The organism is Pseudorhizobium xiangyangii (assembly GCF_020531965.1).
GTDB lineage: Bacteria > Pseudomonadota > Alphaproteobacteria > Rhizobiales > Rhizobiaceae > Neorhizobium > Neorhizobium xiangyangii.
Map to the genome: position 1 here is coordinate 1 of NZ_JAJAWH010000022.1, position 26,274 is coordinate 26,274.

General features: G+C 57.3%; 25 protein-coding genes, 1 tRNA gene and 3 pseudogenes. 11 read left to right on the forward strand and 18 right to left on the reverse strand.

Going from position 1 to position 26,274, the window contains the following annotated elements; genetic code table 11:
* Positions 1 to 585: 585 nt before the first annotated feature.
* From LH464_RS18310 to LH464_RS18330, 5 genes are read right to left on the reverse strand one after another with little or no spacing between them, the layout of a single operon-like run.
* On the reverse strand, positions 586 to 861 hold the full coding sequence (locus LH464_RS18310; RefSeq protein ID WP_226787852.1) for a hypothetical protein: 276 nt from the start codon (positions 859 to 861) through the stop codon (positions 586 to 588).
* On the reverse strand, positions 858 to 1,154 hold the full coding sequence (locus tag LH464_RS18315; protein ID WP_226787853.1) for a hypothetical protein: 297 nt from the start codon (positions 1,152 to 1,154) through the stop codon (positions 858 to 860). The genes LH464_RS18310 and LH464_RS18315 overlap by 4 nt, the downstream gene beginning before the upstream one ends.
* A 56-nt stretch (positions 1,155 to 1,210) precedes the next feature.
* A complete protein-coding gene (locus LH464_RS18320; RefSeq protein ID WP_226787854.1) occupies positions 1,211 to 1,702 on the reverse strand; it encodes a hypothetical protein in 492 nt (163 codons plus the stop codon).
* Positions 1,703 to 1,760: 58 nt separating this feature from the next.
* Positions 1,761 to 1,973 carry a hypothetical protein gene (locus LH464_RS18325; protein ID WP_226787855.1) on the reverse strand — a complete coding sequence of 71 codons (213 nt, stop codon included), beginning with the start codon at positions 1,971 to 1,973 and terminating at the stop codon, positions 1,761 to 1,763.
* A 56-nt stretch (positions 1,974 to 2,029) separates the two neighbouring features.
* On the reverse strand, positions 2,030 to 2,317 hold the full coding sequence (locus tag LH464_RS18330) for a hypothetical protein (protein WP_226787856.1): 288 nt from the start codon (positions 2,315 to 2,317) through the stop codon (positions 2,030 to 2,032).
* Between the two features lie 858 nt (positions 2,318 to 3,175).
* Here LH464_RS18330 and LH464_RS18335 point away from each other — a divergent pair.
* Positions 3,176 to 4,129, forward strand: a pseudogene (locus LH464_RS18335) (replication endonuclease); the annotation flags it as partial.
* 372 nt (positions 4,130 to 4,501) lie between these two features.
* A pseudogene (locus LH464_RS18340) lies at positions 4,502 to 4,858 on the forward strand (hypothetical protein); the annotation flags it as partial.
* 616 nt (positions 4,859 to 5,474) lie between these two features.
* Here the strand turns inward: LH464_RS18340 and LH464_RS18345 are convergent.
* The 5 genes from LH464_RS18345 to dcm form a co-directional block, all read right to left on the reverse strand.
* Positions 5,475 to 6,050 (reverse strand): hypothetical protein, encoded by a 576-nt coding sequence (locus LH464_RS18345; protein ID WP_226787857.1) that lies wholly within the window; start codon positions 6,048 to 6,050, stop codon positions 5,475 to 5,477.
* Entirely contained in the window at positions 6,025 to 6,666 is a 642-nt protein-coding gene (locus LH464_RS18350; protein ID WP_226787858.1) for a hypothetical protein, read from the reverse strand. The genes LH464_RS18345 and LH464_RS18350 overlap by 26 nt, the downstream gene beginning before the upstream one ends.
* Before the next feature lie 383 nt (positions 6,667 to 7,049).
* A complete protein-coding gene (locus LH464_RS18355; RefSeq protein WP_226787859.1) occupies positions 7,050 to 8,252 on the reverse strand; it encodes a type II restriction endonuclease in 1,203 nt (400 codons plus the stop codon).
* 13 nt (positions 8,253 to 8,265) lie between these two features.
* Positions 8,266 to 8,733, reverse strand: a complete 468-nt coding sequence (locus LH464_RS18360) for a very short patch repair endonuclease (protein WP_226787860.1) — start codon at positions 8,731 to 8,733, stop codon at positions 8,266 to 8,268.
* A complete protein-coding gene (dcm, locus tag LH464_RS18365; protein ID WP_226787861.1) occupies positions 8,733 to 9,974 on the reverse strand; it encodes a DNA (cytosine-5-)-methyltransferase in 1,242 nt (413 codons plus the stop codon). Before dcm ends, LH464_RS18360 begins: the two co-directional genes overlap by 1 nt.
* 213 nt (positions 9,975 to 10,187) lie before the next feature.
* Between dcm and LH464_RS18370 the strand changes: the two genes are divergently transcribed.
* Complete coding sequence (locus LH464_RS18370; RefSeq protein WP_226787931.1) at positions 10,188 to 11,543, forward strand: DNA cytosine methyltransferase; 1,356 nt, start codon at positions 10,188 to 10,190, stop codon at positions 11,541 to 11,543.
* Between the two features lie 416 nt (positions 11,544 to 11,959).
* Here the strand turns inward: LH464_RS18370 and LH464_RS18375 are convergent.
* Together LH464_RS18375 and LH464_RS18380 are read right to left on the reverse strand one after the other, a co-directional pair.
* A tRNA-Arg gene (locus LH464_RS18375) sits at positions 11,960 to 12,036 on the reverse strand.
* A 76-nt stretch (positions 12,037 to 12,112) separates the two neighbouring features.
* Positions 12,113 to 13,276 (reverse strand): M20 aminoacylase family protein, encoded by a 1,164-nt coding sequence (locus LH464_RS18380; protein WP_226787862.1) that lies wholly within the window; start codon positions 13,274 to 13,276, stop codon positions 12,113 to 12,115.
* Positions 13,277 to 13,447: 171 nt separating this feature from the next.
* Here LH464_RS18380 and LH464_RS18385 point away from each other — a divergent pair, with 171 nt between their 5' ends.
* Entirely contained in the window at positions 13,448 to 14,527 is a 1,080-nt protein-coding gene (locus tag LH464_RS18385; RefSeq protein WP_390625010.1) for a D-alanyl-D-alanine carboxypeptidase family protein, read from the forward strand.
* A gap of 11 nt (positions 14,528 to 14,538) precedes the next feature.
* On the forward strand, positions 14,539 to 15,684 hold the full coding sequence (locus tag LH464_RS18390; RefSeq protein WP_226787863.1) for a CobW family GTP-binding protein: 1,146 nt from the start codon (positions 14,539 to 14,541) through the stop codon (positions 15,682 to 15,684).
* Positions 15,685 to 15,701: 17 nt separating this feature from the next.
* On the opposite strand, the gene LH464_RS18395 is transcribed toward LH464_RS18390, so the two are convergent.
* The 5 genes from LH464_RS18395 to LH464_RS18415 all read right to left on the reverse strand — a co-directional run bounded on the left by LH464_RS18395 (position 15,702) and on the right by LH464_RS18415 (position 19,498).
* On the reverse strand, positions 15,702 to 15,935 hold the full coding sequence (locus LH464_RS18395) for a sulfurtransferase TusA family protein (protein WP_226787933.1): 234 nt from the start codon (positions 15,933 to 15,935) through the stop codon (positions 15,702 to 15,704).
* Positions 15,935 to 17,218, reverse strand: coding sequence for a L,D-transpeptidase family protein (locus tag LH464_RS18400; RefSeq protein WP_226787864.1), 1,284 nt, complete (start codon positions 17,216 to 17,218; stop codon positions 15,935 to 15,937). The genes LH464_RS18395 and LH464_RS18400 overlap by 1 nt, the downstream gene beginning before the upstream one ends.
* 178 nt (positions 17,219 to 17,396) lie before the next feature.
* A complete protein-coding gene (locus LH464_RS18405) occupies positions 17,397 to 18,350 on the reverse strand; it encodes an acetyl-CoA carboxylase carboxyltransferase subunit alpha (RefSeq protein WP_226787865.1) in 954 nt (317 codons plus the stop codon).
* Between the two features lie 40 nt (positions 18,351 to 18,390).
* Entirely contained in the window at positions 18,391 to 19,335 is a 945-nt protein-coding gene (xerD, locus tag LH464_RS18410) for a site-specific tyrosine recombinase XerD (RefSeq protein ID WP_226787866.1), read from the reverse strand.
* 7 nt (positions 19,336 to 19,342) lie between these two features.
* Positions 19,343 to 19,498 carry a hypothetical protein gene (locus LH464_RS18415; protein ID WP_226787867.1) on the reverse strand — a complete coding sequence of 52 codons (156 nt, stop codon included), beginning with the start codon at positions 19,496 to 19,498 and terminating at the stop codon, positions 19,343 to 19,345.
* Between the two features lie 164 nt (positions 19,499 to 19,662).
* Here LH464_RS18415 and LH464_RS18420 point away from each other — a divergent pair, with 164 nt between their 5' ends.
* From LH464_RS18420 to LH464_RS18430, 3 genes and pseudogenes are all read left to right on the forward strand, one after another.
* Positions 19,663 to 20,256, forward strand: a complete 594-nt coding sequence (locus LH464_RS18420; protein ID WP_226787868.1) for a shikimate kinase — start codon at positions 19,663 to 19,665, stop codon at positions 20,254 to 20,256.
* A complete protein-coding gene (gene aroB, locus LH464_RS18425) occupies positions 20,253 to 21,386 on the forward strand; it encodes a 3-dehydroquinate synthase (RefSeq protein ID WP_226787869.1) in 1,134 nt (377 codons plus the stop codon). The genes LH464_RS18420 and aroB overlap by 4 nt, the downstream gene beginning before the upstream one ends.
* A 32-nt stretch (positions 21,387 to 21,418) precedes the next feature.
* Positions 21,419 to 22,270: pseudogene (locus tag LH464_RS18430) on the forward strand (HlyC/CorC family transporter); the annotation flags it as partial.
* A gap of 3 nt (positions 22,271 to 22,273) precedes the next feature.
* On the opposite strand, the gene LH464_RS18435 reads toward LH464_RS18430, so the two are convergent.
* Positions 22,274 to 22,558: a BolA family protein gene (locus LH464_RS18435; RefSeq protein ID WP_226787870.1), complete on the reverse strand. Its 285-nt coding sequence runs from the start codon at positions 22,556 to 22,558 to the stop codon at positions 22,274 to 22,276.
* 101 nt (positions 22,559 to 22,659) lie between these two features.
* Here LH464_RS18435 and LH464_RS18440 point away from each other — a divergent pair, with 101 nt between their 5' ends.
* The 3 genes from LH464_RS18440 (at position 22,660) to cobT (ending at position 26,252) form a co-directional block, all read left to right on the forward strand.
* Positions 22,660 to 23,286, forward strand: coding sequence for a J domain-containing protein (locus tag LH464_RS18440; RefSeq protein WP_226787871.1), 627 nt, complete (start codon positions 22,660 to 22,662; stop codon positions 23,284 to 23,286).
* Between the two features lie 61 nt (positions 23,287 to 23,347).
* Positions 23,348 to 24,340 carry a cobaltochelatase subunit CobS gene (cobS, locus tag LH464_RS18445; protein WP_226787872.1) on the forward strand — a complete coding sequence of 331 codons (993 nt, stop codon included), beginning with the start codon at positions 23,348 to 23,350 and terminating at the stop codon, positions 24,338 to 24,340.
* A 13-nt stretch (positions 24,341 to 24,353) separates the two neighbouring features.
* The gene (cobT, locus tag LH464_RS18450; protein WP_226787873.1) at positions 24,354 to 26,252 is read left to right on the forward strand and encodes a cobaltochelatase subunit CobT; all 1,899 of its coding nucleotides are present in this window, start codon (positions 24,354 to 24,356) and stop codon (positions 26,250 to 26,252) included.
* Positions 26,253 to 26,274: the final 22 nt, after the last annotated feature.

Sequence of the window (26,274 nt, forward strand, 5' to 3'; positions counted from 1 at the left end):
AAGCCCGCAATTGCGGGCTTTATGATGTCTGGATGGTGGGTTTTAGATCCAGCCTTTGAAGTCGAGAAACGAGATCGAAAAGGCCACGGCCCAGCAAGCGATGCCCGAGTACCAGACGCCCCTGAAAAACGTCTGTAGATGAGGCCAGAAGCGTGGAAATTGGTGGCCGACGATACAAAGAATGACGCCGATGACGACAAGAGAAATAGCGATAAACATGAAATCCATTTTTGAAATCCTTTCGTAAAATATGGATGCCTGAAAAGCTGTCCGCTGGGATTAGCGGACAGAAGGGACAACGCCGAGGTAGGCCAAGCTTGCGTAGACTGCGACAGCGCCCCAAAAGACGACGTTGCCAGCGGTGAGAGTGAGGATGGTGAGAGTGATACCGTTCATGTCTGTATTCCTTCGGTTTGTTGAAAATCTTGAGCCTCAAAGTGCCGGAAAATGCGGTTTTGCAAGGGTTTGGCGCGGGCAGGCTTTAGCCAACACGGGCCCTTGAAAAACGTCGCTTGGAGGCGACAAAGAGAGCGTATTTTCGACGTGCCGAGAGGGATTTCCCGACATGTCAGGGTGGTATCGTCATTACGCTGCTACCTCGGATTCGAACTGTTTGCGTTGTGCTGCCAGTTTGTCGGCCTCGCGCTGGTGGATCGCTTGGATTTCAGCCAGTTTTGAAACCAGAAGTGCCTGAACCTGCTCGATGAGACGGGCGGGTGGCGGGCGTGAAGATCTCAACAGGCTAATATATTGGCGAGTATAACCGAGCTCTTTTGCGATCTCATGGTCTCGGACGCCGATACCGTTCAGGGCGTTCAAGGTGGTAGCAAAACGCAAGGAGGAGGGGTTTCTAGGGGTCATTGGATTGCCTCCCCTATAGTCTTCAAAGCCTCGATACGGGCATTTGCTGCAATCACGTGGTCGATACTGTTATTGAGATATGAGCTATCGAATTCTTCGAATTTCCTGTCCCAATAAGCATCTTGACCCCATTGAATCACTGACTCTCTAGTAGATTGGGCAAATGCCTCGGCAGTAGCCATAACTCTAGTGACAAGATCCTTTTGAGTAGCAACAGGCAGCTCAAAAAACCTAACATCCCATTGAATAACTGCCAGCGCTCGAAGAACCGTCTCGGTCGGTTGATTAGACATTTTAGTTTTCCCTAATTTGATGAAAGTGGGTGAGAGGCTGCTTAAGCAGCCTCCGATTAACCGATGCGGCTCTGGACGCCGCGAAGGGCCTCGATTGCCATATCGCGCTGGTAGGAGCGCTTTTCCGATGCGATCCTGTCGATGTCGCGCTGCACTTCGTGCCAGCGGTTTTCTCGGATCTGGCCTTCTGCTTCCAGGCGACGAGAGCACTCTTGCGAGGTGATTTCCATGTCGAAGGGGAAAGCAGCGCCGTCGAGCAGGACGTAGGCCGTATCGCTGATACGAGAGACGAAAGCCGCGTTCTTGTCATCGATCCAGACGGTCACGCCGCCGATATCGTTTTCAGAGGTCTGACGAAGGCTGAAAGACGCGACATCAGAGACTATGCTGGCGCGACTTTTGATCTTCTTGATCGATTCTTTGACGATCTCGCCAGCCTTTACATGAGAACTAAAAAGGGTGGCGTCGGGAAAGAGGTCCTTGGGCTTCATGGCCTTGAGGTCTTCGACGGTGAAAGTCTGGGTTTTGAGAGTGGTAGCTTGTGTCATTGTTGATCTCCTAAATTGTTCGATCGTTGAAAAATGGTGGGTGAGAGGTGGTGGCTGCTTAAGCAGCCTTTTGAGCCTCATCGGCGCGAAGGTTTTTGATGGTGCCGTAAAGCGCATCATCGCCACTGCCATACAAATTGTATTTGATGCCCTTCGCCCATTCGCTTGCGTAGAAGGCATCGCCGCCAAGGATGATGAGACAGCGATCCAGGGAGGCTTGAAGGGTAAGGAATTCGGCTTCCAAGGCATCGGCGATTTCATGCTTAGTCATTGTTGATCTCCTGAATTGTTTGTTCGTTGAAAAATGATGGGGGAGGTAGTGGCTGCTTAAGCAGCCACCCCACGGGAGGCGTCCAACCAGCTGTCGAGAGCTTGGTGAATTGCCTGTGTGGCCTCCCAACCAAAAGAATGATTGCAGCCCAAATGACTGTCAGTGTCCGTGGTAGAACCATCAGCCCCGAGCCATTCGAGAGTTTCGACTGGATCGCCGTTCATCGTTACTGTGAACGTTACGCATTCAACGCCGGAATCGTGCGTTTCGCGGTGGATATTCGTCATTGTGAAGGTGTCGCCGTCGCTGTCGGTAAAGGTGAATGGAATAATCTGCTTTGTCATAGTATTCTCCTAAGTCATTGAAGTTGAACCAATTTCATCTTCTATTAATATTGTCATAGCAGGCGTTGTCAGTGTCAACAGGTAGAATTCAAAATAATGCGAAATTTGGTGAAATACCTTTCTAGAGTTGGTATAAATAAGGAATGAATTACTAATCAGTAAGTCTATATTGCAATTTGCAATGTTTTGAATCTGGCAAGTCTTTCTTTTGTGGTATCTCAGATGAGATATGCTTGAGTTTACTAAAATTGTTTGCATTGGCACCGGCAGCGAGATGGGTTGATAGCGGGCAGGCCGACATACGCTCTAAACAGACTGCCCCGCATCGGCGGGAGCGGTCTGCGACCGAAGGGAGGCGTCGGACTGGCTGGTGTCACCGAGTGCGGAGGCTCCATGTCTAATCGGGAAGACTGGTGCGCATGCGCATGAAGACGGGGCGAGTGACCCGTCTGAAAAGTCTGGAGAATCGACATGGAGAGGCGCGAGGCTACCCCGCTGCTACTCATTTTAAAGATACATACATATTGTATGATATCGGCGGATTTGCGCGATTTGCAATAAGCAGAAAAGTCCGGGCAAAATAAAAGCGCTGAGGTCTCAGGGCGGGAACCCTACTCAGCGCTTAGGAACTGAAATCATGCTGATTCATGTCACTGAAATTGTAAAGACCCTTCACCGTCTACGGTGACCGCCCTGCTGGAAACCTCGGTTTCTGGCATCAGCCCCCCTCTACCTTCCAAAGCAAAATTTGTTGACGAAGCCTTGCAGAAGCAGGGTTTTGATTGGGGTCGTGCGCTCTCAGGAGGTGCAATGGCTTCGCCATTTGGGCGGCAGTATCTTCAAAAAAATATTCTGAAAATGCAGGCGGTGGGGGAGAAATCCGCCGACAAGATTCTCACGCCGGACCAAAAGAAATTCTTTGCAAGGCTGGCGGCGGGAGATCTCGAAGAACGCGGAGAGCGTAGCAAGCGAGACATTTGGCAGTATCTACCTGATGATTTCCGCATCTGTCTCGAGGTGATCGAGCATGAGAATCCCATTCGTGCAAGCGAGCGAAAGGATGCCCTTTTACGAAAGATAGGCTGGGAAGGGCTAGAGCTTTTGAAACTGGACGCCGAGGAACTAGCGGACGAGGCAAAAAAAGTTGCGGCTCGATATGCTGCCGCTCATCCGAAAGACGATGACGATTTTCAGACTTCAGATCACAAGCGTGGTCGTTGCGAAAAAATACAAGCGAGGCGACTGCGGAAGATTCAGAAGAAGGCGTTGGGATGTACTCAGGCAATAATAAAGGCGGTCGGTGGCCCAGACCACCCGCTTCGTCCGCTCTATATTAGTAACTATGCACTGAAGTGCTATCGGCAGCAGGAGCGGCGGACGGCGAAGATTCTGGAAAAGCTGCGACTTATCAAAAAGGACGATCCGAAGACACAGATCCCGATGTCGGAGCTAAACCGGAAAGCGCAAATTGCGGACACAACAAAGAGACGCCTACTGGTCGATATGATGCTTACGCGCTGGCGCGAACTCGGTTGGCATGTCTGCTGGATCACTGTCTCACTCCCCGGCGAGTATGTGCCACACTCGACAAATGAGGGAAATAGAGCCTCGGAATGGGACATCGAAAAGGGGCCGGAAGAGGCCTTTGCCGCGATACAAATCGATCATCATCGCGTGCTGGCCCGCCTTCGCGAAAGAGGTGTACGACCGACAGGATGGTGGAATGCCCAGCCACAGCAAAGCGGCACTCCGCACCGTCATTATGTCCTCGCGTGTTCCACGATTGAGGATGCGCGTGCCGTCTGCGATGGCTTCCGCGAAAGCTTTTCGACGCGCATCGGTGAGGGTGAGGATCGAGGATGCGCCGCTTTCGTGATCGGTGATGAAGATTCAGAATATGCGCCACGCAAGGGCAAGGACGGAAATGAAGAGACGGCGGAAAGTATCGCAAGATATGCTGCGCGATATTCCACAAGAATGGAGGTCATGGACGGCGAAGAGGTCGATCTAGATGACCTCGATCGCCCGGCCAGCGAATTTGAGCGGTATAAAGCATGGAAAAATCTCCATGGATGCCGGACGCATGCATGGCTCGGTTTAGATGCGCCACGTGCGCCTGGCGGGCTTTGGGACACGCTATGGGTGAATTCTCAGCGGTCGGACTATGACCCCGCGGATGCTCGGATGGCTATCGCTATGCGCGAGATGAGGGACGTGCAGACCTCCGTCCATCTCGCGGTGGAAGCACGTAAAGCGGCGGAAGGTCTTGGCGAAGGCGAGGACAAAACCAGTTTTGAAGAGACAGTCAGGATCGCAAATGAAGATGCAGCCTATAGCGCATGGCATGCAGCCGTGGCGCTCGGGCTGTGGCCCGACACAGATCTGGATACGGATGAAATCGAATGGCTGCGGGATGCGGTGAGCGAGTGGAATAAGGAACATGGCGAAACGGAGCTTGATCCCCTGCCGCCGATGCCACTGCGAGAGGTAAAAACCTCGGTTTTCGATGAAGAATACAAAAAGACGACTGGTGTGGTCGGGGCGGTGAGGAGGTTCGATCTTGAGGCCTCTGCGGCTCTCGATGTGTGGCTAGAAATGGCTGAGGAACAACAGGTTAAGGTCGAAGCGCCAAAAGTCGGGAAGTTGAAAATTCGACACGTCGTAAAGGCAATGCGAGGGGCGGGGATTGGATTCAGCAAGCGTCCGGATGGAAAAATTTCGGGCTTCGATCCCATGGGTGAAATTCTTATGAGAGTGCTGGATGAATGGGAGATTGTTGATGAGGAGACCGCTGAGGCTCGAGTGGAAGAATCCAAGAAGATTGATGGCTGGATCAATAATCTGCGAGACGTGAAGATCGATGAAAATCTGAAGGGTGATGCTCGAAAGGCCGCATATGCGGTCGCTCAGAGGGAAATTTGGGATACGATCCCGTTGTCAGAAAAAGCCTTAGTTCTTTCGTATTTTGAGGTCTCTAAAGTAGGTCTTTCATTTAGTCCTACCGACCCAAGTTATCGGCCCGTTGGGCCTCACTCGGGGGAGAAATCTCCCGATGATGGCCCTCCCGATGGACGGTAGGGAGCCAAAACAGCCCAAAAAGTTGACGGAAAAGAGCTTCGGGAATCTGGAGACAGGAAGCTGCATCCGAATGCCACCGTCAGTTTGCCCCCCGGTACAACTCATCGATATTGATCTGGTTCTCTAGTGGTACTGGCACAATAGTAACAGCGGCGGCACCTGTCGCTGTGTAGCCGACGGTCCAATCACCGCAAGCCCTAAACTCCGAAACATCAGCGAAAGCAGCATTTATCTCTTTAGAGGAAGCCTTGTTTATCGCGGATATGACATCATCATGCACCTCATATATCGTCCCGATAGCGATGTCGTCACTGCTCGCCTTAGTCTGTGCCGACCGTAACTCATTCATGTCTCCGCAACGGACTTGCAGAGGATAAGTATCCGGCGAAGGTCCTTGGGCGCAATCAATCGTTGTCCGTTTGAGTCTTTGAGTCTCAATATCGAACGGGGGGCCGTAGCACGGCTTGAATTTGACAGTCGTCGTTGTCTCAGAGCGAGTGACAACAAAACCGAAGATGCCGTTGTCGCCCACGACCTCGAACGGACCATCGCCTAACAAAAGCTTCGCCACTCGGTCCTCCGCAGAACCGGATACCGCGCTGCAAAGCACCGCTAACGCGACAAGGCAGTTAATGTGAACAATCTTCAAGGCCATCGTCGACTCCATTCCTAACCCTATCGGCGGTGTAAACGATCTTGCCGTCATCAGTGATCAAGAACATTGTCCCGTAGACGCAAGGCGACAATTCGGTTCGGCACAGCAAAAACATCCGGTCTGGTAGTCCGATGATTTGCCTGACCGCGCTACGATCTACACATCTTTGAAACTGCCTATAGCTTGGCTCACTTTTTGCTACGGGATCCAGTACGGGAACAGAATGGGATTTCCGGCCGTGCCAGACATGGCCAGCCATCTCTCTGGCCTCAACTTTGGCCGCCCAGTGGACGACAAACAGAATGCTCACGGCAAAGAACGCTAGTATTGTTGCAAGCAGGCGACTAACCAAAGTAGATTTTTCGACCGACACCAAACCTAGGAGCAGCGCGGCAATCATGAATGCGAGAGCGATGACGGCCCAATGCTGCAGTGGGATGAACGCATACACTAGTACAGTGGAAAATGCGACCTCTACTTGGGTGGCATCGATACTGAATTCACCCAGGTAGCTCGATAAATAGGCCCATCCACCGAAGTAGACTATCGCTACAGGTAGAGCCGCAATAACGGCGTTTATCAAAGCGGCACGTGCTGTCGATATGATATCCCCCATGTGAAAGACCTATCATTGGTATCTAAGGTAGCACAGTGAAAACTTGTTATGCGGCGAAGCCAATGCCAACCACGCGGAGGTCCGCGAGGCTACTCTTCCAAATGTATCTTACATAAAACGGATTGAACCGCGCCCTTGATGCGAGTCTTTCATAGACCTTCGAAAGACTCAAGGGCTCGGCCCGCCGCGCCTACGGCTTGGCCCCCGGGATACGAATGAAAGGGAAAGCTCGGGCTGATTTCTATCGGCGCTTGACGCACTCATGCCGATGAGTGACGATTAAATTACGGTACAGCGGGGACGCGATGACCGTGAAAGGGAAAGCCCGTTTTCGATGTGAAGGCGGGTTTTTTCATGTCTGGACGCAAGAGGGTGTGTACTTGTCAGGCCGCGCGAACGTCTCCGATGAACTCTTCGAGCGTAATCAGATGAGGGCGCACCGGTTCCGGATAGGCATCGTGAATTCCCGATGGAACTACGAGACGGACGCCTGCCTCGGTCATCTCTCGGAATTGTGCTTCGGACACGCCTTCTTGGAGCGTCAGGAGATGTTTCGTCGGAATTCGATCCGCCTCGTTTATGATCTGCCTCCACCTGTCCTTGCACGTCGTTTTCGCGGCAAGCATGCGTAGCCGATGTGCGGGAAACGATGGGTCCTTGTAAGCGGCAAGGTTAGGGAACAGGAAGTCTGGACGCTTGTTCACCTCGATCAGCGGATTGTGAACGAAGGCTTCTCCCGGTGCGAGGCCTTCCTCCTCCAGGATAGAGGCGGTGTGATACTCCAGAGACTTGCCAGCTCGGGACTTCCGGCTCTGTAATATCGTATTGGCAAGTCCGAGAAAGCCGTCGATCGAATGGAAACCCTCCTTGATCTTTGGGAGCCAGCTCGCCTCCTCGATGGACTTGAAAATCTCGAATTCGCAAGTTCGCCGACGTAGCAATCGGACATCAGGATTCATTCCGGTGGTTGAACGTAGCTCGATCGTCTTTGCAATAATCTCGCGACCTGTCGGGAATGTGATCAACCAGTCAGCAGGGATCTCGTCTGGCTGTAGCCAGCATGAAGCCCTTGCTGGAGGAACACGGTTGAACAGTTCCGCCTGAGGCTCCGACACACCCGGACGCCAAATGACAGGAACTTTGGGTTCCACAGGGCCAAGTCGTTCCTCTACAAGGTCCGCCTCAGTGCCTTCACCGCCGCAAACCCAAACATGACATTCGGCTGCTGTCGTCTCTGTCTCTGGGCGGAATGCGAAAACGGCAAGTGCTCCGGTATTGTCGGGATCCAGAAGTGCGGACTGGGCACCTCCAAAACCAGTCAATCTGGTTTCATTACGAGTGCCGCCGTGTAGCTTACCGTTATACCAGACCGCCCTGATCGTTTTCACGTCCGGGTGGGAGTCCACATATAATTCGAAAAAGGTATCTGGCCTTTCCACCTCCGGTAGGTGGATGCTCGGTAGCACCTCGAACAGGAACGCTTTGGGGATGTAAGGACCAGCTTGGTGCGACCCGTTCGCAAGGGTATCGTTGCCCGATAGGCGCTTCGCATACCAGACATAACCTGGTCGGCCAAATTCGTTCATCCAGTCCGTCAGATCAGCCAGCGCCATCCTTAACCCCTTCTATTTCCCCCGTAGGCTCCGTTGATTCGAGCCATTCGCTGATCGTGGCGATGAGGTCGGGAAATGGCAATCGGGTTCTACCTTTGAGGGCACATTCCCAAACGGTGAGATATCGCCAGCCCAATATGTGGAGCTCGGCTCGCACACGGATATCGCGCTGCCGATTTCCGTCGATCTTTGCCTGCCAGAATTCCTGACGGGAGGATGGCATCCTGAACAGGTGGCAGTCGTGTCCATGCCAGAAGCAACCTTCGACGAAGATCACGGCCTTGCGCTTGGGGAACACCAGATCGGGCTTTCCGGGTAGCCTTTTGTCATGGATGCGATAGCGCCAACCCAAAGCGAAGAGAGCTTTGCGGATCGCGATCTCGGGCTTCGTGTCCTTGCCCCGGATGCCCGCCATCATGACGCTACGCTTCTCGGCGCTGACGATATCGACCATCAGGCCCGCTTTCTGATGACTTCCTCGTATTCTTGATAGTCAAGGATGTAAGGTTTCATCAGCTCTGCAACGGCTTTTACTGCTGGAACGGCGACGGAGTTGCCAAACTGGCGATAGGCCTGAGTATCCGAGACGGGAATCCTGAAGTTGCTCTCGCCCGACCCGTCAAAGCCCATGAGACGGGCACACTCTCGCGGCGTCAGGCGACGGGGATTTCGACCATCGCCTCTTGAGATCAGGATCTCCGAACCATCCTTGTGATACCGCGCCGACAGCGTGCGGGCGATGCCTTCAGGGGTGAACAGCCCGAAACCGAATCCATTACCCGCTGCTTTATGCTTCTGAGCATAGGCTTGGAGGTAGGCCCATAGTTTGTCGGACAGGGTGTATTTATCCGACACGCGACCGATGTTGCCATCGGTGAATGGCTTCTCGGGAGCCTCATCACCGGTTTCTGGATGAAGGATCGTCTTAAGTTTCGGTCCCTTCAAAACATCCGGGATCTGAAGATCTTCAAACGAGAAGCCCTGGTTTTCGCGAAATCCGACGATGAAGATGCGCTCACGATGCTGCGGCAACCAAGACTTGGCATCGACGATCTTGCATTGGATCGAATAGCCGAGCTGATTTTCGAGAACATCCTTAATGACCGCGAAGGTGCGTCCTTTATCATGGTTCACGAGGTTTTTTACATTTTCGAGTAAAAACGCCTTTGGTTTCTTCTCCTCGATAATCCGCTGGATGTCGAAGAACAGCGTACCCTGTGTCTCACAGGCGAACCCGTGCGCACGACCCAGAGCATTCTTTTTCGAGACGCCCGCCAGTGAGAAGGGCTGGCAGGGGAACCCTGCTAAAAGGACATCGTGATCAGGCACATCCTCAGCCCTGAGGTCCCGTATGTCATCCCAGATCTCGTGCTCGTCGTCAGGGTAATTCGCACGATAGGTTGTCTGGGAATGTTTGTCCCACTCGCAAGTAAACACGCACTTGCCGCCAATCGAGTCGAAGCCGCGACGCAGGCCTCCGATACCCGCAAAGAGATCGATGAAGGTGAAGGAGTGTGTCCCAGCATCCGCACAGCGTTCGAGACGCAAGGCTTCAAGCTTGTCGATGACGACCTTGCGAGGAACGTTCTCTCCGGACTCCCATCGGTAAACCTGGCGCTCGTTGTAGCCCAACAGCTTTGCGGCATCGGGTACGCTTAGACCAGCTTTCTGACGGAGGATGGAAAAATCAGACATGAATCACCTCGTATTGATCTGGGAATCTTTCTGACATCCCGGCAAGAATCTATCCATAGAACATAAAGGGAACATTAACAAGTTTGTTATGGGATCGCAGGAAGCGGTCAGTCACGCATTGCCAATTCTGCCATTCCCTTCTTTGCGATTTGGTAGGACCCCACGCTTCATATCCCCGTCACGTAAAATTACGTGACGTTGGTGGTCGGTGTTGTGCGAGTAGTTGAACTATTTTCGGGAGCAGGAGGAATGTCCCTCGGGCTCCAACAGGCGGGTTTTGAGATATTGCGAGCCTATGACGCATGGCCAGTCGCGGTTGAGAACTACAATCGAAATATTGGCAATCATGCTGTGATCGCGGATTTGAAGGATCTGCTGTCGATTGTCCCGGAAATTTTGAGCCTTACCCCTGATTTGATATGCGGTGGCCCACCCTGTCAGGATTATTCCAGCGCAGGGAACCGCAAGGAAGCCGATAATGCGCGTCTGACAATGGCGTTTGCCATGATAGTCTCGATCGTCAAGCCGCAATGGTTCATGATGGAGAATGTAATAGGCTGCGCGAAGTCCGCGACATGGCGCGAAGCGCGGATGTTATTGAAGCGAGCGGGGTATGGGTTCACCGAAAGTAGGATTAATGCGAGCCATTACGGGGTTCCTCAATCGCGACGGCGTCTATTTGTCATCGGCAGGATCGGCGAGCGCGACGACTTCCTCGCCTCCTCGATCGCGGCGGCAGCGCAACCCAGCATGACGCTCCGAGATCTGTTCGGGGTAGTTACGCCAGCCGCAATCTATTTCCCCGCGACCTCCGAGGCGCGGCGCTCGATATGGGGGCCAGACGAGCCAGCTCCGACAATTCGCGAGCGGTCCATCAGACCAATTCCCGCGTCATACCAGCCTCATCCCGATGACTCGGCGCTGATCCTGAATGGGTTCGTCTACTCGCGCCCTTTTCGGGCAGGCCGAGGAGTTCGCTCCATCGATGAACCTTTTCCGACAGTGACGCGGACGGTATGGGAGCGACCGACCTCCCGCTATCTGTCTTCACCCCATCCTGACGATCCTGTAGCGGCGGCCGAAACAGCCGTTCTAAAGGTCCATCAGATTTCTCGAATTCAGGGGTTCCCGGCCTCGTGGGAATGGCGAGCCAGCGCTAAGCAGGATATCTTGCAGATGATTGCGAATGCCGTGCCCGCGCCCGTTGCTACCGCGCTCGGTCGCGTCATCCTTGACCGCGAATCCGGTAAAACTACCCCTGAGATTGCGGGCGGTTTCCTGCAATGGCTGGTGAAGCGTGGACGCTCAAAGGCATCCGCCCGCAATGTGAAGGCATCCGCTGGTCGAGCACGTCGAATCCTCGGCGGAAGAACATTCGACAATCTGGCGCTGGAAATCGCCACCCTCGAAAGCCATCAGGAGTTTCACGAAATGAGGAAGCCGACGCAATCCGATCTTCGTCAGGCATTGCGGATCCTAGCCGAGTATCAGACCAGCAGCGGTCGGCTTCAAAAGAAGCCACAACAGGCCACCGCGCAGCCGCTTATCGGACTTGCAGACGCGGCTTGATGACTCCGGATGTCCGCCTTGTTTGTACCCACGGGAAAAACGGCCCTTCCAAGAGGCAATGCAGCATATCGGAGAAGTCATGCATAGCGGCGACCGAAGGGCGGACTTCGGGAATTCGCGACTCAGAGACCGCGTTATTGTGGTTGCCGTAGGAGCCTTGAAAAGGCGGGACCGACAGCCCCCGGCGAGGAGCCTGTTGAGAAGAAAAAGGGCTTCCCGTGGGTGACACCGAAAGGTGTCAAACTCAATTTATTCTGAGTCGTGATGAGTCGTAGGCGACTTAAAACACCTGATTTCAAGGGATTCCAGGCGCGAAGGGACACAGAAGGATGGTCCCGCGATGGTCCCAGGCAATTTCTGAAGCATGGGGATGAAATGAGGGGATGCTAAAAGCACAAGGAAATCAGGCAGTTAAATGGTGATCCCGACGCGATTCGAACGCGTGACCCCCAGATTAGGAATCTGGTGCTCTATCCTGCTGAGCTACGGGACCACTAACTGCATCCATACAAAAGCCGCCCGCCGAAGCCAAGTCCTTTCCTTGGCAAGCGGGGCAACGTTTGTTGGTACTATTCCCCCAGTCGTTGCTCGGCCAGCTGCACCCAATAGGAGATGCCGTAGGCTAGCGCTTCGTCGCTGAAGTCATAGGCCGGGTTGTGCAGTGGCGCACTGTCGCCATTGCCGATGAAGATGAATGCGCCCGGCCTGCTTTTCAGCATGTAGGCAAAATCCTCTCCCGCCATAGACGGATCGACATCGATGTCCACGTTTGTCGGTCCCACGATGTCGGTAGCGGCGGTGATGGAATGCTGCGTCTCACGGTCATGGTTGACGGTAACGGGGCAATTGCGCTCGTACTCGATTTCCGCCGTTGCACCATGGGCGAGGGTGACACCCTCGACAATCTGCCGGATACGGCTTTCGGCGAGGTCGCGGACCTCCTCGTTGAGGCTGCGAACTGTGCCGCCCAGCATGGCGCTGTCGGGAATGATGTTGTGTGTCGTGCCTGCGTCGAAGCGCGTGACGGATACGACCACGGAGCAGAGCGGGTCGGCATTGCGTGCGGCGATCGTCTGGAGGCTGCCGACGAGCTGCGAACCGATCAGGATCGGATCCACCGTGCGGTGAGGCTGCGCGGCATGTCCGCCCCGTCCTCTGACTGTGATGGTGAACTTGTCGGGCGCGGCCATGATGCCGCCGCGGCGGATTGCAAACGCTCCGACCGGGATGCCCGGCATGTTGTGCATGCCGTAGACCTCGTCGATGCGGAAGCGATCCATCAGCCCATCCTCGATCATGGCCAATGCGCCTGCACCGCCTTCCTCGGCCGGCTGGAAGATGACGGCAACCGTGCCGTTGAAGTTGCGGGTCTCGGCAAGATGCTTTGCCGCGCCGAGAAGCATGGACGTGTGACCGTCGTGGCCGCAGGCATGCATGCGGCCTGGTATCGTTGATGCCCAGGGTTTCTCCGTCATCTCCTCCAGCGGCAAGGCGTCCATGTCCGCACGAAGTCCGATCGTACGCCCGCCGGGACCTCGGCCATGGATGATGCCGACCACGCCCGTGCGACCGATGCAGGTCGCGATCTCATCGACGCCGAATGCGCGCAGCTTGTCTTCGACGAATGCCGCGGTGTTCTGGACCTCGTAAAGAATTTCGGGATTTTGATGAAGATATCTGCGCCACGCGGTCGCTTCGGCCTGAAGCTCGGCGGCTCGGTTTATGATTGGCATTCGTTCCCCTGGAGCTTGTGTCCACGCAATCGTGAATCTTCCTCCCCCGCCATATTGCCCCCTGCGATTGACGCAATCAACGTTCTTTGCCATTGCTTGGCCATATAGGCCTACTATGGCCACGCTCGTTTCCAGAACAACGAGGAACCCGCCTTGCTGAACGTCCGCTCCATGATGCCGCGCTCTACACGACTGATTGCGTCTTTTGCGGCCGCCGCCGTCTTCATCTCGGCGAACAGCGCGCTTGCAAATCCGCAGATGGTGGTTGACGTCCGCACCGGCCGTGTCATTGCGCATCAGGACGCCTTCCGGAAATGGTATCCCGCGTCACTCACGAAGCTGATGACCGCCTATGTGACCTTCAAGGCGATGAAGGCCGGAAGGCTGGGGCTGGACACGCCGGTGACCATGAGCAAGAAGGCTGCCGATCAGCCGGCCAGCAAGATGTATTTCAAGCCCGGCTCGAAGCTGACGATGGACAGCGCACTCAAGTTGCTGCTTGTGAAGTCTGCCAATGACGTTGCGGTTGCCATCGCGGAAACCGTCGGTGGCTCGCTCGACGAGTTCATCGTCATGATGAATGCGGAAGCGGGGCGCCTCGGGATGGGATCCACGCGGTTCATCAATCCTCATGGCCTTCCGGGCAAGGGGCAGTACACCACAGCGCGCGACCTGGCCGTCCTGGCGCTTCACTTGAAGCGCGAGTTTCCTGAATATGCCGGCTACTTCTCGCTTGAGGGCGTCAGCACCGGCAAGAAGAACTATGGGAACTTCAACATGCTCGTCGGCCGGTTCGACGGTGCCGACGGCATGAAGACCGGCTTCATTTGCGCCTCTGGCTTCAATCAGGTGTCCTCGGCCACGCGCGGCGGCCGCACTGTCGTCTCTATCGTACTCGGTTCCGACAGCCTTGCAGGGCGTGCGGATGATTCTGCCGACCTCCTGCAACAGGGATTGCGTGCTCCGCTGGGGCAGGGCGTTCCGCTGGGCTCATTGGCGCCCTATGGCGATACGGCCACGCTGAATGATATCAGCGCGGAAATCTGCAACCCGAAGGCCGCCAAGGTGCGTAGCGAAGGGCGTGACGATGCCGGTCGCATGATCGTGAAGTCGCCCTATATCAAGGAACGGAGCCGGCCGCCGGAATACAGCTTCGCTGGTCTCATTCCGGGCTCGGAGGCCGTTGCTGCCAAGACCGGAAAGAACGAGATCGCCAACGTTCCGATCCCGCTTCCGCGCCCAACTTTCTAGTCCGGTCACTGATGTCTACATCCGTCAATCGCATTCCAGTTTCGATCCTCACGGGCTTTCTCGGCGCGGGAAAATCGACGCTTCTCAACCGGATACTCCAGGATCCCGCAACCACTGACACCGCCGTCATCATCAATGAATTTGGCGAGGTGGGCATAGACAATCTGCTGGTGGAATCGTCAGGCGATACGCTGGTTCAGCTTGCCAACGGCTGCCTGTGCTGCACGGTGCGCGGTGAGCTGGTCGATACGCTGGCGACGATGATGGACAACATCCAGACAGGTCGGTTGAAGCCGGTGCGGCGCGTGGTCATCGAAACGACGGGATTGGCGGACCCGACCCCGGTCATGCAGTCCGTCATGGGGCATCCCGTCATTGCGCAGAACTTCGAACTCGACGGTGTCATCACGCTGGTCGATGCGGTCAACGGTCTTTCGACGCTGGAACGCCATAAGGAGGCGGTCAAGCAGGTTGCCGTCGCAGATCGACTTATTGTCTCGAAAGCGACGATGGCAGATGCTGCTCAGGTGGAGGCGCTTCAAGCGCGGCTTGCAGAACTGAATCCGCGAGCGCCGAGGCTGGATGGCGATGCCCCGGAGGCGGGTACTGCGTCAATCCTCGTGAACGGGATCTATGATCCGGCGACGAAAATCGCCGATGTCGATCGTTGGCTGCGGGACGAAATCTCGGGCGCTGCGCATGCGCATCATCATGGCCATCACCACCATGATCATCACGAGGGCCACGATCATCACCACCAGCACGACGTCAACCGTCACGGCGACGATATCAGGTCGTTCTCGATCATTCACGACAAGCCGATCGATCCGATAGCGATCGAGATGTTCGTCGATCTGCTTCGCTCGGCGCATGGCGAGAAGCTGCTGCGGATGAAGGCGGTGGTGGCGCTGTCAGACAACCCGGAGCGTCCGCTGGTCCTGCACGGAGTGCAGAACATCTTCCACCCGCCGCATCGCTTGAAGGCCTGGCCTGCCGGATCGGATCGGCGCACCCGCATGGTGCTGATCACGCAGGGCCTGCCAGAGGCATTCGTGTCCGATCTCTTTGCCGCTTTTACCGGACAGCCACGGATCGACAGACCGGACCGCGCCGCGTTGGAAGACAATCCGCTCGCCGTTCCGGGCTTCCGGATGTGAGGCGAAGCCTTGGGCAGTCAGCCTTTGCGGATGCAGAAGCGATGGCCGTCGGCGGTTTTTTGGGATTGAAGAAGCTCGTGCCCTTCTTCGCGGCAGAAATGCGGGATGTCTATTCCCGCGAGCGGATCGCTCGTTTCGATGACGAGGTCTTCGCCGCTTCTGATTGTCTTGAGCCGACGGCGAGTTTTCAGGACCGGCAGCGGGCATTTGAGGCCACGTAGGTCATAGACCTCGTGCGCTACCTCGGACATCATTCCCCGCCCCAGAACTTCCAGAATGGCTTTTTCCTGTTCTCGCCCTCGCTCACCGGTGGAGCCGCATAAGCAAGTGGGTTCTGCGTCGGGATCGGCACGGTCGTCGTCGAAGCGTCCGCAGTCGCGGTTTGTTCGGCAGGCGATGCGGCCGGTGTCTCGACCTGCTGCGGAAGTCGGTCCTGCCTCATCCGTTCTGCCGCGGTTTGCGGCCGCGAGGAAGTGGAAGCGAGCATGGTGCCTGCAGGCTTGCTCTCCGGAGCGGAGCGCTTCGCCACAAGAGCTTCGAACTCGTTCTGTTTCATCAGCTTGCCGGCATCGAGCGATGAGCCGGTCGGCGCATAGGCCAGATCGCGGCCTTTCCGCTTGTCGGCGACGATCGCCTTCCGTTCCGCTTCCGTGGGCTCATACCAGACCATTCCGTCCAGCTTGTTGACAGCCTTCTGGTAGGCAAGGTCATAGCTTTTCTGGTGGGAGGCCATGGCGACATTGAGGGACGGCGGCGTGGACATCGGGGGGCAAGCCGCTGCGCCGCTGCCGAACTGCTGGCTGCCGCTCAGTTGCTGGTTGAAGACGTACTTGCTGTCACAGATAGCAACATCCGGGGGACGCTTGGTCACCTCGAAGTTGTCGTAACCCACCTTCAGCATATCCCAGAAGTCGGAATGTTCGCTATTGCGATGGCGAGCCATGTTTTCGGCCGTCATGCGGAACGGGAAGGCCTGCAGCTGAACGGACGTCTGGCCGCCCTTGAAAGCATCGCGGGCGAAGGCGTAGATCTCCAGAACCTGCTCGTCGCTCATCGAATAGCAGCCGGACGAAGAACATGCGCCGTGGATCATCAGGTTGGAGCCGGTGTGGCCATTGGCTTGATCGTAGCGGTTCGGGAAGCCGGTGTTGATGGCGAGGTAGTATTTGGAATTCGGGTTGAGGTGCGCCGGTGTGAGATTGTAGAAGCCTTCGGGCGCCTGACGGTCACCCTCTTTCTTCTTTGGACCCAGTTTGCCCGACCAGGCGCAGATCTGGTAGCTGGCGATCACGTCGAAACGGTTATCAGCCTTTGCTTTCCAGACTTCCAGAATGCCTTCTTCCTTGAAGATGCGCACCATGATCGGTGAGGTGCGCGGCATGTTCTTCTTCTTCATTTCCGCGACGACGCGGGATGGCAGCGGGTGCTCCACCTTGTTCTTGACGTGGGAGAGGTCCACGGAATCGAGAGTATCGTTGCAGCCTGCAAGGGCAGTAGCGAATAGCAGGGCGATGGCTATGTTTTTCAGGCGCATAAGCATGGACCACGTAACTGTTTACGGCGGACATAATCGGCACAACAACAGTGATAAATAAAGCGGTAATCTTTACATATTCTTAACCGCTTCGCCCCGTCTGTAAAGCATCGTAGCGGTTAAGTCACTCTGGTCAGCAATGTGGCCAAATTTGGCGCGTCCCGGGAATTTCCGAGAATTACAGGTTCCGTCCGATCTGCAGGAACTTCTGACGGCGCGCGGCCCTAACCTCGTCACCCGACAATTTGCCGAGATCCGCCAAGGCCGAGGCGATGACGTCGCCGGTGCCGGAAATCACCTTCTGCGGGTCGCGATGCGCTCCACCGGTTGGCTCCGGGATGATGCCGTCGATGATCCCCAGTTCCTTCAGGTCGTCCGAGGTGATCCGCATGTTGGTGGCGGCTTCCTTTGCGCGCGCGGAATCACGCCACAGAATGGAAGCTGCACCTTCCGGCGAAATCACCGAGTAGATGGCATGCTGGAGCATGTAGACGCGGTTTCCGGTGGCGATCGCGATCGCTCCGCCGGAGCCGCCTTCGCCGATGACGACCGAGACCATGGGTACACGTACCGCCAGGCACATTTCTGTGGAACGTGCGATTGCCTCCGCCTGGCCACGCTCTTCGGCACCGACGCCAGGGTAGGCGCCTGCGGTGTCAACCAGAGTAATGATCGGCAAGCCGAAGCGGTCGGCCATTTCCATGACGCGGATCGCCTTGCGGTAACCTTCCGGTCGCGGGCTGCCGAAGTTATGCTTCAACCGGCTCTTCGTGTCGTGACCCTTTTCCTGGCCGATAACGGCGACAGGCTGGCCGCGGAAGCGCGCAAGTCCGGTCTGGATGGCCGCATCTTCACCGAAGGTCCGGTCACCGGCCAGCGGCGTGAATTCAGTGAACAGATTGGCCGCATAGTCGACGAAATGCGGGCGCTGCGGATGACGCGCGACCTGCGTTTTCTGCCATGCGTTGAGCCGCCCGTAGATTTCTTCGGTCGCCTCGCGAACCCGTACCTCAAGCCGCGCGATCTCTTCCGACGTGTCGATGCTCTCGTCTTCGGCGGCTAGCTTCTTCAGCTCGTGGATCTTCCCCTCGAGGTCCGAGATTGGTTTTTCGAAATCGAGATAAGTCTGCATGAAATCCGTTTTCCGATCGTTTGGCTCTGGCGGCGGCCCTCTAATCCCGGTTTTTGGCCAGTTTTGCAAGAGGGTGGTGTGTTTGCACCAGTTGCCTCAGCCTCTCTTCGAGGACGTGGGTGTAAATTTGAGTAGTGGAAATGTCGGAATGACCGAGCAGTTCCTGGACCACGCGAAGGTCCGCTCCGTTCTGAAGTAGATGGCTCGCAAATGCATGTCGCATGACGTGCGGCGAAATTACGGCGGCTCTAAGTCCTGCGCGTGCAGCAAGCACCTTGAGGTCGCGTGCGAAGACCTGCCGCGGCAGATAGCCATCCTTGCCGGTGGAAGGAAAAAGCCAGGGGCTGTCGTCGCCATCCGCCAGGGCCTTGCCGCGGGCCTCGCCGTACAGCGCCAATGCCTCGATGGCCGATCGCGACAAGGGAACGAGGCGCTCCTTGTTGCCTTTCCCGCGAATGATCAGGAAGCGTCCCTCCTGATCCAGAACCTTGACCGGCAGGGATACCAGTTCGCTGACACGCATGCCGGTCGCGTAAAGCAGTTCGAGCAAGGCGAGCATCCTCAGGCGGGAATGCTGGCCGGCATCGGGATCAGCTGCCTCCAAGGCTGCGCGATCGAGAAGACGCGTCACGTCGTCCTCGCTCATGATCTTCGGCAGTGACCTTCCTTTCTTCGGGCTGTCCAGGATAGCTGTCGGGTCGTCGCCCCGCAGGCCCTCCGCATACAGGAATTTGTAGAACTGTCGCATGGCGGACAACCTGCGCGCTTGCGAGCTGGCTGCAAATCCCTTCTTTCCCAAGGTCGAGAGGTAGGCGCTCAGGTCGGTGCTGGTAGCATTCAGGGCCGAGATTTTCCTGGAGCCGAGAAAAGCGTGGAGATCATCGAGATCGCGCTGATACGACACCAGCGTGTTCCCGGCCGCGCCGCGCTCGGCGCTCATCATTTCCAGAAAGGCTTCGATGTGGGCTTGTGTCAGGTCGGCCATCGGGGCCTCACTGCTGTGGTGGCGGGTTCAGGCGCTCGGATGGCACCCGTACCGTGACATCCCGTTCGCGCGGTTCCACCAGCATGACCAAGCCCCACATACTTCCGTAGATGAGTCCGGCGATGGCTGCGAGGACAAACAGGAAACGAAAGAGCGTTGGCATGGGTCGAACTGTCCTTTTGCGAAATCCGCTGCCCGGCTCGCCAACTATATGTGAAATGCGGTTTCGACAAGCCGGGAGGCGCACAGGCGGGACTTTTCGCCACGGCAACGACTTGACGCTGCGGGTCCATTTGTCGATACCATTTTCCAAATGGATCTTGGACGATGACCGACCTTCTCATACCCGTGGCCGCGCCTTCCGTGGCTGATCAGGCTCGCGCCACGCTCGACAACCGCAACCTTATCTTCGTGGGCCTGATGGGCGCGGGAAAGTCCGTGATCGGTCGCATGGTCGCTCAAGCGCTCTCGGTCCCGTTTATCGACACAGACGTGGAGATCGAACGGGTCTCCTGCATGACGATTGCCGAACTCTTTGCGGCCTATGGCGAGAACGAGTTCCGTGCGCTTGAAACACGCGTCATCGGGCGGTTGCTGAAAGGCGGTCCTCGCGTCATCTCCACAGGCGGCGGTGCCTTCATCAACGAGAATACCCGCCGCCTTATCAAGGAAGGTGGTATTTCCGTCTGGCTGAACGCGGATCTCGATGTTCTTTGGGAACGGGTCAACAAGCGCGACCACCGTCCGCTGCTAAAGACGGAGAACCCGAAGGCAACGCTGGAGAACCTGATGAACCAGCGTTATCCCGTATATGCCGAGGCGGACCTGACGGTGCATTCCGGCAATGTTCGCAAGGAAGTCATGGTGAATAACGTCCTGTCGGCAATTGTCGGCCTGACGCAGAAAGGCGACGTGCAATGAATGCTCCTTCTCTCAAAGTCAGCGAGCGGTTGGTTCATGTTCCGCTTGGAGAACGGGCCTACGACATCCTCATCGGCCCCGGGCTGATTACGCGTGCCGGTGGCGAATTCAGCGCGCGGCTGAAGGGCCGTCGTGCGGCGATCATCACCGACGAGCATGTCGGACCACGCTACCTCGCGTCCCTGATGGACAGCCTGCAGACCGATGGAATTGAAGCCGTTTCCCTGACGCTGCCGGCGGGGGAAAAGACGAAGAGCCTTGAATCCCTTGCTGCCGTGACGGACATGGTGCTATCGGCTCGTATCGAGCGCAACGATGCCGTGATCGCTCTGGGCGGCGGCGTCATAGGCGATCTGGCCGGCTTTGCGGCGGGTATCGTCCGGCGCGGCGTGCGCTTCGTGCAGATCCCGACGTCGCTCCTGGCGCAGGTCGATTCCTCCGTGGGGGGAAAGACCGGCATCAACACGCGCCATGGCAAGAACCTCCTCGGCGTCTTCCATCAGCCGGATCTGGTGCTTGCCGACACGGGCGTTCTCGATACCTTGTCGCCTCGCGAATTCCGTGCCGGCTACGCCGAAGTCGTGAAATACGGGTTGATCGACAAGCCCGACTTCTTCGATTGGCTCGAAAAGCACTGGAAGCAGGTTTTCGAGGGCGGCCCGGAACGGATGGAAGCTATTGCGGTCAGCTGCCAGGCCAAGGCCGATGTCGTTGTCGAGGATGAACGGGAAACGGGGCGTCGTGCGCTTCTCAATCTCGGGCATACGTTCGGTCATGCGCTGGAGGCGGCAACCGGCTATGACAGTAGCCGGCTCGTGCACGGCGAAGGCGTTTCGATCGGTATGGTGCTGGCGCACAAGTTTTCCGCGCGTCTCAACCTCGCAAGTCCCGATGACGCGAAACGCGTTGTCTCCCACCTTTCGGACGTCGGCTTGCCGACCGGGATCAGCGACATCAAAGGCGAGTTGCCGCCGACCGAGGTCCTCATGGACGCCATTGCACAGGACAAGAAGGTCAAGAGCGGGAAGCTCACCTTCATCCTGACGCGGGGCATAGGCCAGTCTTTCGTCGCGGACGACGTCCCTTCCTCTGAGGTCCTATCGTTCCTAGAGGACATGCGAACGAAATGACAGCAACTCCGGGCCTGATTTCGCGCGCAGCAAACGCGGTGATACGCGGCATCCTGCGCTGCACGGGTGCAACTCTTTCGTCGCCTACGCTCGCTCTTTCGAGCCACGACGATCTGCATGCCGCGCTGGACCTCCTGCATCAGACCGGAAGCTACGACAAGGCGGACCGGGACCGTCTGAGTGGATTGTTCGACCTCGAGGAGCTCGAGGTCTCCGACGTCATGAAGCATCGGATGGTCATGCGAGCGGTCAACGCGGACGATCCGCCGGAAGTGGCTGTCCGCGCCGTGTTGGAAAGCCCGTTCACGCGCATGCCGGTGTGGCGGAATTCGACGGAAAACATCATCGGCGTCGTCCATGCCAAGGATCTGCTGCGGGCGCTTGCGGAGCCGAATGTCGAGCCTGAAAACCTCGATATCGTCAAGATCGCACAGAAGCCTTGGTTCGTTCCTGACAGCACGAGCCTCAAGGATCAGCTCAATGCCTTCCTTCGGCGCAAGGTGCATTTTGCGATCGTTGTCGACGAATATGGGGAAGTGCAGGGTCTGGTGACCCTTGAAGACATTCTCGAAGAGATCGTCGGTGATATCGCCGATGAGCACGATCTCGAGATCCAGGGCGTTCGGCAGGAGGCAGACGGCTCCATCATCGTCGATGGATCGGTGCCGATTCGGGACCTCAACCGCGCGCTTGATTGGAGCCTGCCGGACGAAGAAGCGACGACGATTGCGGGCCTCGTCATCCACGAATCGAAGCTCATCCCTCAGGAACGCCAGGCATTTACCTTCTTCGGCAAGCGCTTCATCGTCATGAGGCGGGAGAAGAACCGAATCACGAAGCTGCGGATCCGGCCGGCCGATTCGGTCGATTCGCCGGCGGAGTGACGCCTACCAGCGCGTCGGTTCCCCGGGTGCTGCTGCCTCGATCGCCAGCGCATGGAGGCCTGCATCCAGGACTGGCTTGAGAGCATCGTTGACGGCGCGGTGTCGTTGCAGGCGGCTCATGTCGATGAATTTAGCCGATACGACACGCACGCGCATATGGGTCTCGCCTTCGCCGTCGAAGCCAGGCTGATGCCCGGCGTGTTGATGGCTCTCGTTGATCACCTCCAGCTTCTCGGGCGTGAAGCTCTCCTGGAGAATGGTTTCGATTCGGGTTTTGACGGTCGTCACCTGGGTCTCCGCGGGTCATAAAAAGGGCGTCCCAAAAACCAGCAAGAAAGCGGTTTGTCAATTCTTGTAGCACGTTCATCTGCACCCCATAATGTCGTCGTATGAAACTGGACTCCAAATATTTCGATCGCATTCGGACGCGCCGGAAGACTCAGCAGGAAACTGCTGTCGAGGCACCTTCGTGCCAATGGGACGGGTGCGAAAAGCCGGGGGGCCATCGGGCGCCTGTCGGGCGCAACGCCGAAGGTCAGTTCTTCCTCTTCTGCTTCGAGCACGTGAAGGAATACAACAAGGGCTACAACTACTTCTCCGGCCTGTCCGACGGCGAGATCGCGCGCTATCAGAAGGAAGCCGTTACGGGTCACCGCCCGACCTGGACTGTCGGGGTCAACAAGTCGGTGAAGGATGCGCCGCTTCATTCCACGCTTCGCTCGGGGTCGGCTGCTTCGCAGCACCGAATCAAGGATCCCTTCAGTTTCGTGGCAGGAGGCCGGGCAAAGGGACCGCGGTACCAGACCGCAGGGCGCAAGCTGAAGACGCTTGAAGCCAAGGCATTCGATACGATGGGCCTTGGTGCCGCCGCCACATCCGCCGAGATCAAGAGCCGTTACAAGGAGTTGGTGAAAAAGCACCACCCGGATGCCAATGGTGGGGATCGCGGTTCGGAAGAACGTTTTCGCGCTGTGATTCAAGCATATCAGTTGTTGAAGCAAGCCGGTTTCTGCTAAGCGATAACGCGAACGGCAGAGGAAATGGCTGCCGGGCGGTGGCCCGCGCCTTGGAGAGATAATGAGCAAGATCGATCTTGATATTTCAAACCTTCCCGACACCACGATTTCAGTCCGGGAAGTTTTCGGCATCGACACCGACATTCGGGTGCCCGCTTACAGCAACGGCGACCCTTATGTGCCAGATCTCGATCCGGATTACCTTTTCGACCGCGATACGACGCTCGCCATCCTCGCAGGCTTCGCACACAACCGACGCGTCATGGTCTCCGGCTTTCACGGGACCGGCAAGTCGACACATATCGAGCAGGTTGCCGCGCGCCTCAACTGGCCGTGCGTGCGCATCAACCTCGACAGCCACGTCAGCCGTATCGACCTTGTCGGCAAGGATGCCATCGTCCTGAAGGACGGCAAGCAGGTCACCGAATTCAAGGACGGCATCCTGCCCTGGGCATACCAGCACAACGTTGCGCTCGTCTTCGACGAATACGATGCGGGCCGCCCGGACGTCATGTTCGTCATTCAGCGCGTGCTGGAATCGTCAGGTCGCCTGACATTGCTCGACCAGAGCCGCGTCATCCGCCCACACCCGGCCTTCCGGATCTTTGCAACCGCCAACACTGTGGGCCTGGGCGATACCACCGGCCTCTATCACGGCACGCAGCAGATCAACCAGGCGCAGATGGACCGCTGGTCGATCGTTACGACCCTGAACTATCTGCCGCATGACCAGGAAGTCGATATCGTCGCTGCGAAGGTGAAGAGCTTCGGAAAGACCGCCGAGGGCCGCGAGACCGTTTCCAAGATGGTGCGCGTCGCAGATCTCACCCGTTCGGCTTTCATGAACGGCGACCTTTCGACCGTCATGAGCCCGCGTACCGTCATCACCTGGGCGGAAAATGCGGAGATCTTCGGCGATATCGCCTTCGCGTTCCGCATCACCTTCCTCAACAAGTGCGACGAGCTGGAGCGCACGCTGGTTGCCGAACAGTATCAGCGGTCCTTCGGCGTAGAGCTGAAGGAGAGCGCTGCCAATATCGTATTGGGAGCTTGAGGCAACAATCGGCATGGCAGGACCGGGAGACAATCTGAAGGGCAAGTCAGGCGGGCTGGTGGATACCGAGCCGATGCGCCGGGCGATCACGGGCTGTGTGCGCTCGATCGCGGGCAATGGCGAGGTAGAAGTCTCGTTCGCCAACGAACGCCCCGGACTTGCGGGCGACCGTATCCGGCTACCCGAAATCTCCAAGCGCCCTACGGCTAACGAGATTGCCGTCACGCGCGGCCTCGGCGATTCCATGGCCTTGAGGATCGCCTGCCACGACACGAACGTCCACGCCACTCTGGCACCACAGGGAAGCGACGCCCGCAGCATCTTCGATGCGGTCGAGCAGGCCCGTGTGGAATCGATCGGCGCGTCGCGCATGAGCGGCATGGCGTCGAACCTGGATTCGATGAATGCGGAGAAGTACGCGAAAGCGAATTTTTCGGGCATCGAACGGCAGGAAGATGCGCCTATTGCCGAAGCCATGGCCATGCTGGTGCGCGAGAAGCTTGCCGGCACCAAGGCTCCTGCGAGCGCCGGCAAGGTGCTCGATCTGTGGAGGCCCTTCATCGAAGGAAAGGCCGGTACCGACCTTGATAATCTCAAGGGTGCGATCGAGGACCAGCAGGCCTTCGCGAAGCTCGTGAGGCACATGCTCTCTTCCATGCAGATGGCCGAGGATCTCGGGGACGACGATTCCGAACCCGAGGAGATGGAAAACCCGAACGACGACGACCAGCAGCGCAGCAACGAGGCGGAAAACGAGGAAATCGAGGAAGAGGCCGGCTCCGATGCCGCTCCCGCCGAGCAGAGCGAGGCTGCGGACGACGAGCTTGACGAAGGGGAAATGGACGGCGCCGAAATGTCCGATGACGACATGTCGGACGAGGCTGACGACCATTCCGAGACACCCGGCGAAACCCGCCGCCCCAACAGCCCCTTCGACGACTTCAACGAGAAGGTCGACTACCACATCTTTACGCAGGAGTTCGACGAGGAGATTCTCGCCGAGGAGCTTTGCGACGAGGCGGAACTCGAACGGCTGCGAGCTTTCCTCGACAAGCAGCTTGCGCACCTGCAGGGTGCGGTCGGGCGCCTCGCCAATCGCCTGCAACGTCGATTGATGGCTCAGCAGAACCGCTCCTGGGATTTCGACCTCGAAGAAGGCTACCTCGATCCTGCGCGTCTCGTGCGCCTCATCATCGATCCCATGCAGCCGCTCTCCTTCAAGAAGGAGCGGGACACGCAGTTCAGGGATACGGTGGTTTCGCTGGTGATCGACAATTCCGGTTCGATGCGCGGCCGGCCGATCACCGTCGCGGCGACCTGCGCTGACATCCTTGCTCGGACGCTGGAGCGTTGCGGCGTCAAGGTAGAGATCCTCGGCTTCACGACCAAGGCCTGGAAGGGCGGGCAGGCGCGCGAACAGTGGCTTGCCGGCGGGAAGCCGGCTAATCCGGGCCGTCTCAACGACCTGCGCCACATCGTCTACAAGTCGGCGGACGCGCCTTGGCGCCGTTCGCGCCGCAATCTTGGTCTGATGATGCGCGAAGGGCTTCTGAAGGAAAACATCGATGGCGAGGCGCTGATGTGGGCGCATAACCGCCTGATCGCCCGGCCGGAACAGCGCAAGATCCTGATGATGATCTCCGATGGTGCGCCGGTCGACGATTCGACGCTATCGGTGAACCCTGGCAACTATCTCGAACGGCATCTGCGGGCGGTAATCGAGCAGATTGAAACGCGCTCGCCCGTCGAACTCCTGGCGATCGGTATCGGCCATGATGTCACTCGCTATTATCGCAAGGCCGTGACGATCGTCGATGCGGACGAGCTTGCCGGTGCGATGACCGAACAGCTTGCGGCGCTCTTTGCAGAGAATGGTGCCGCTGCCGGCGGAAGAGCGCGGCGGGCCGGTTGAAGGTCGGAAATCTGAAGCGCGC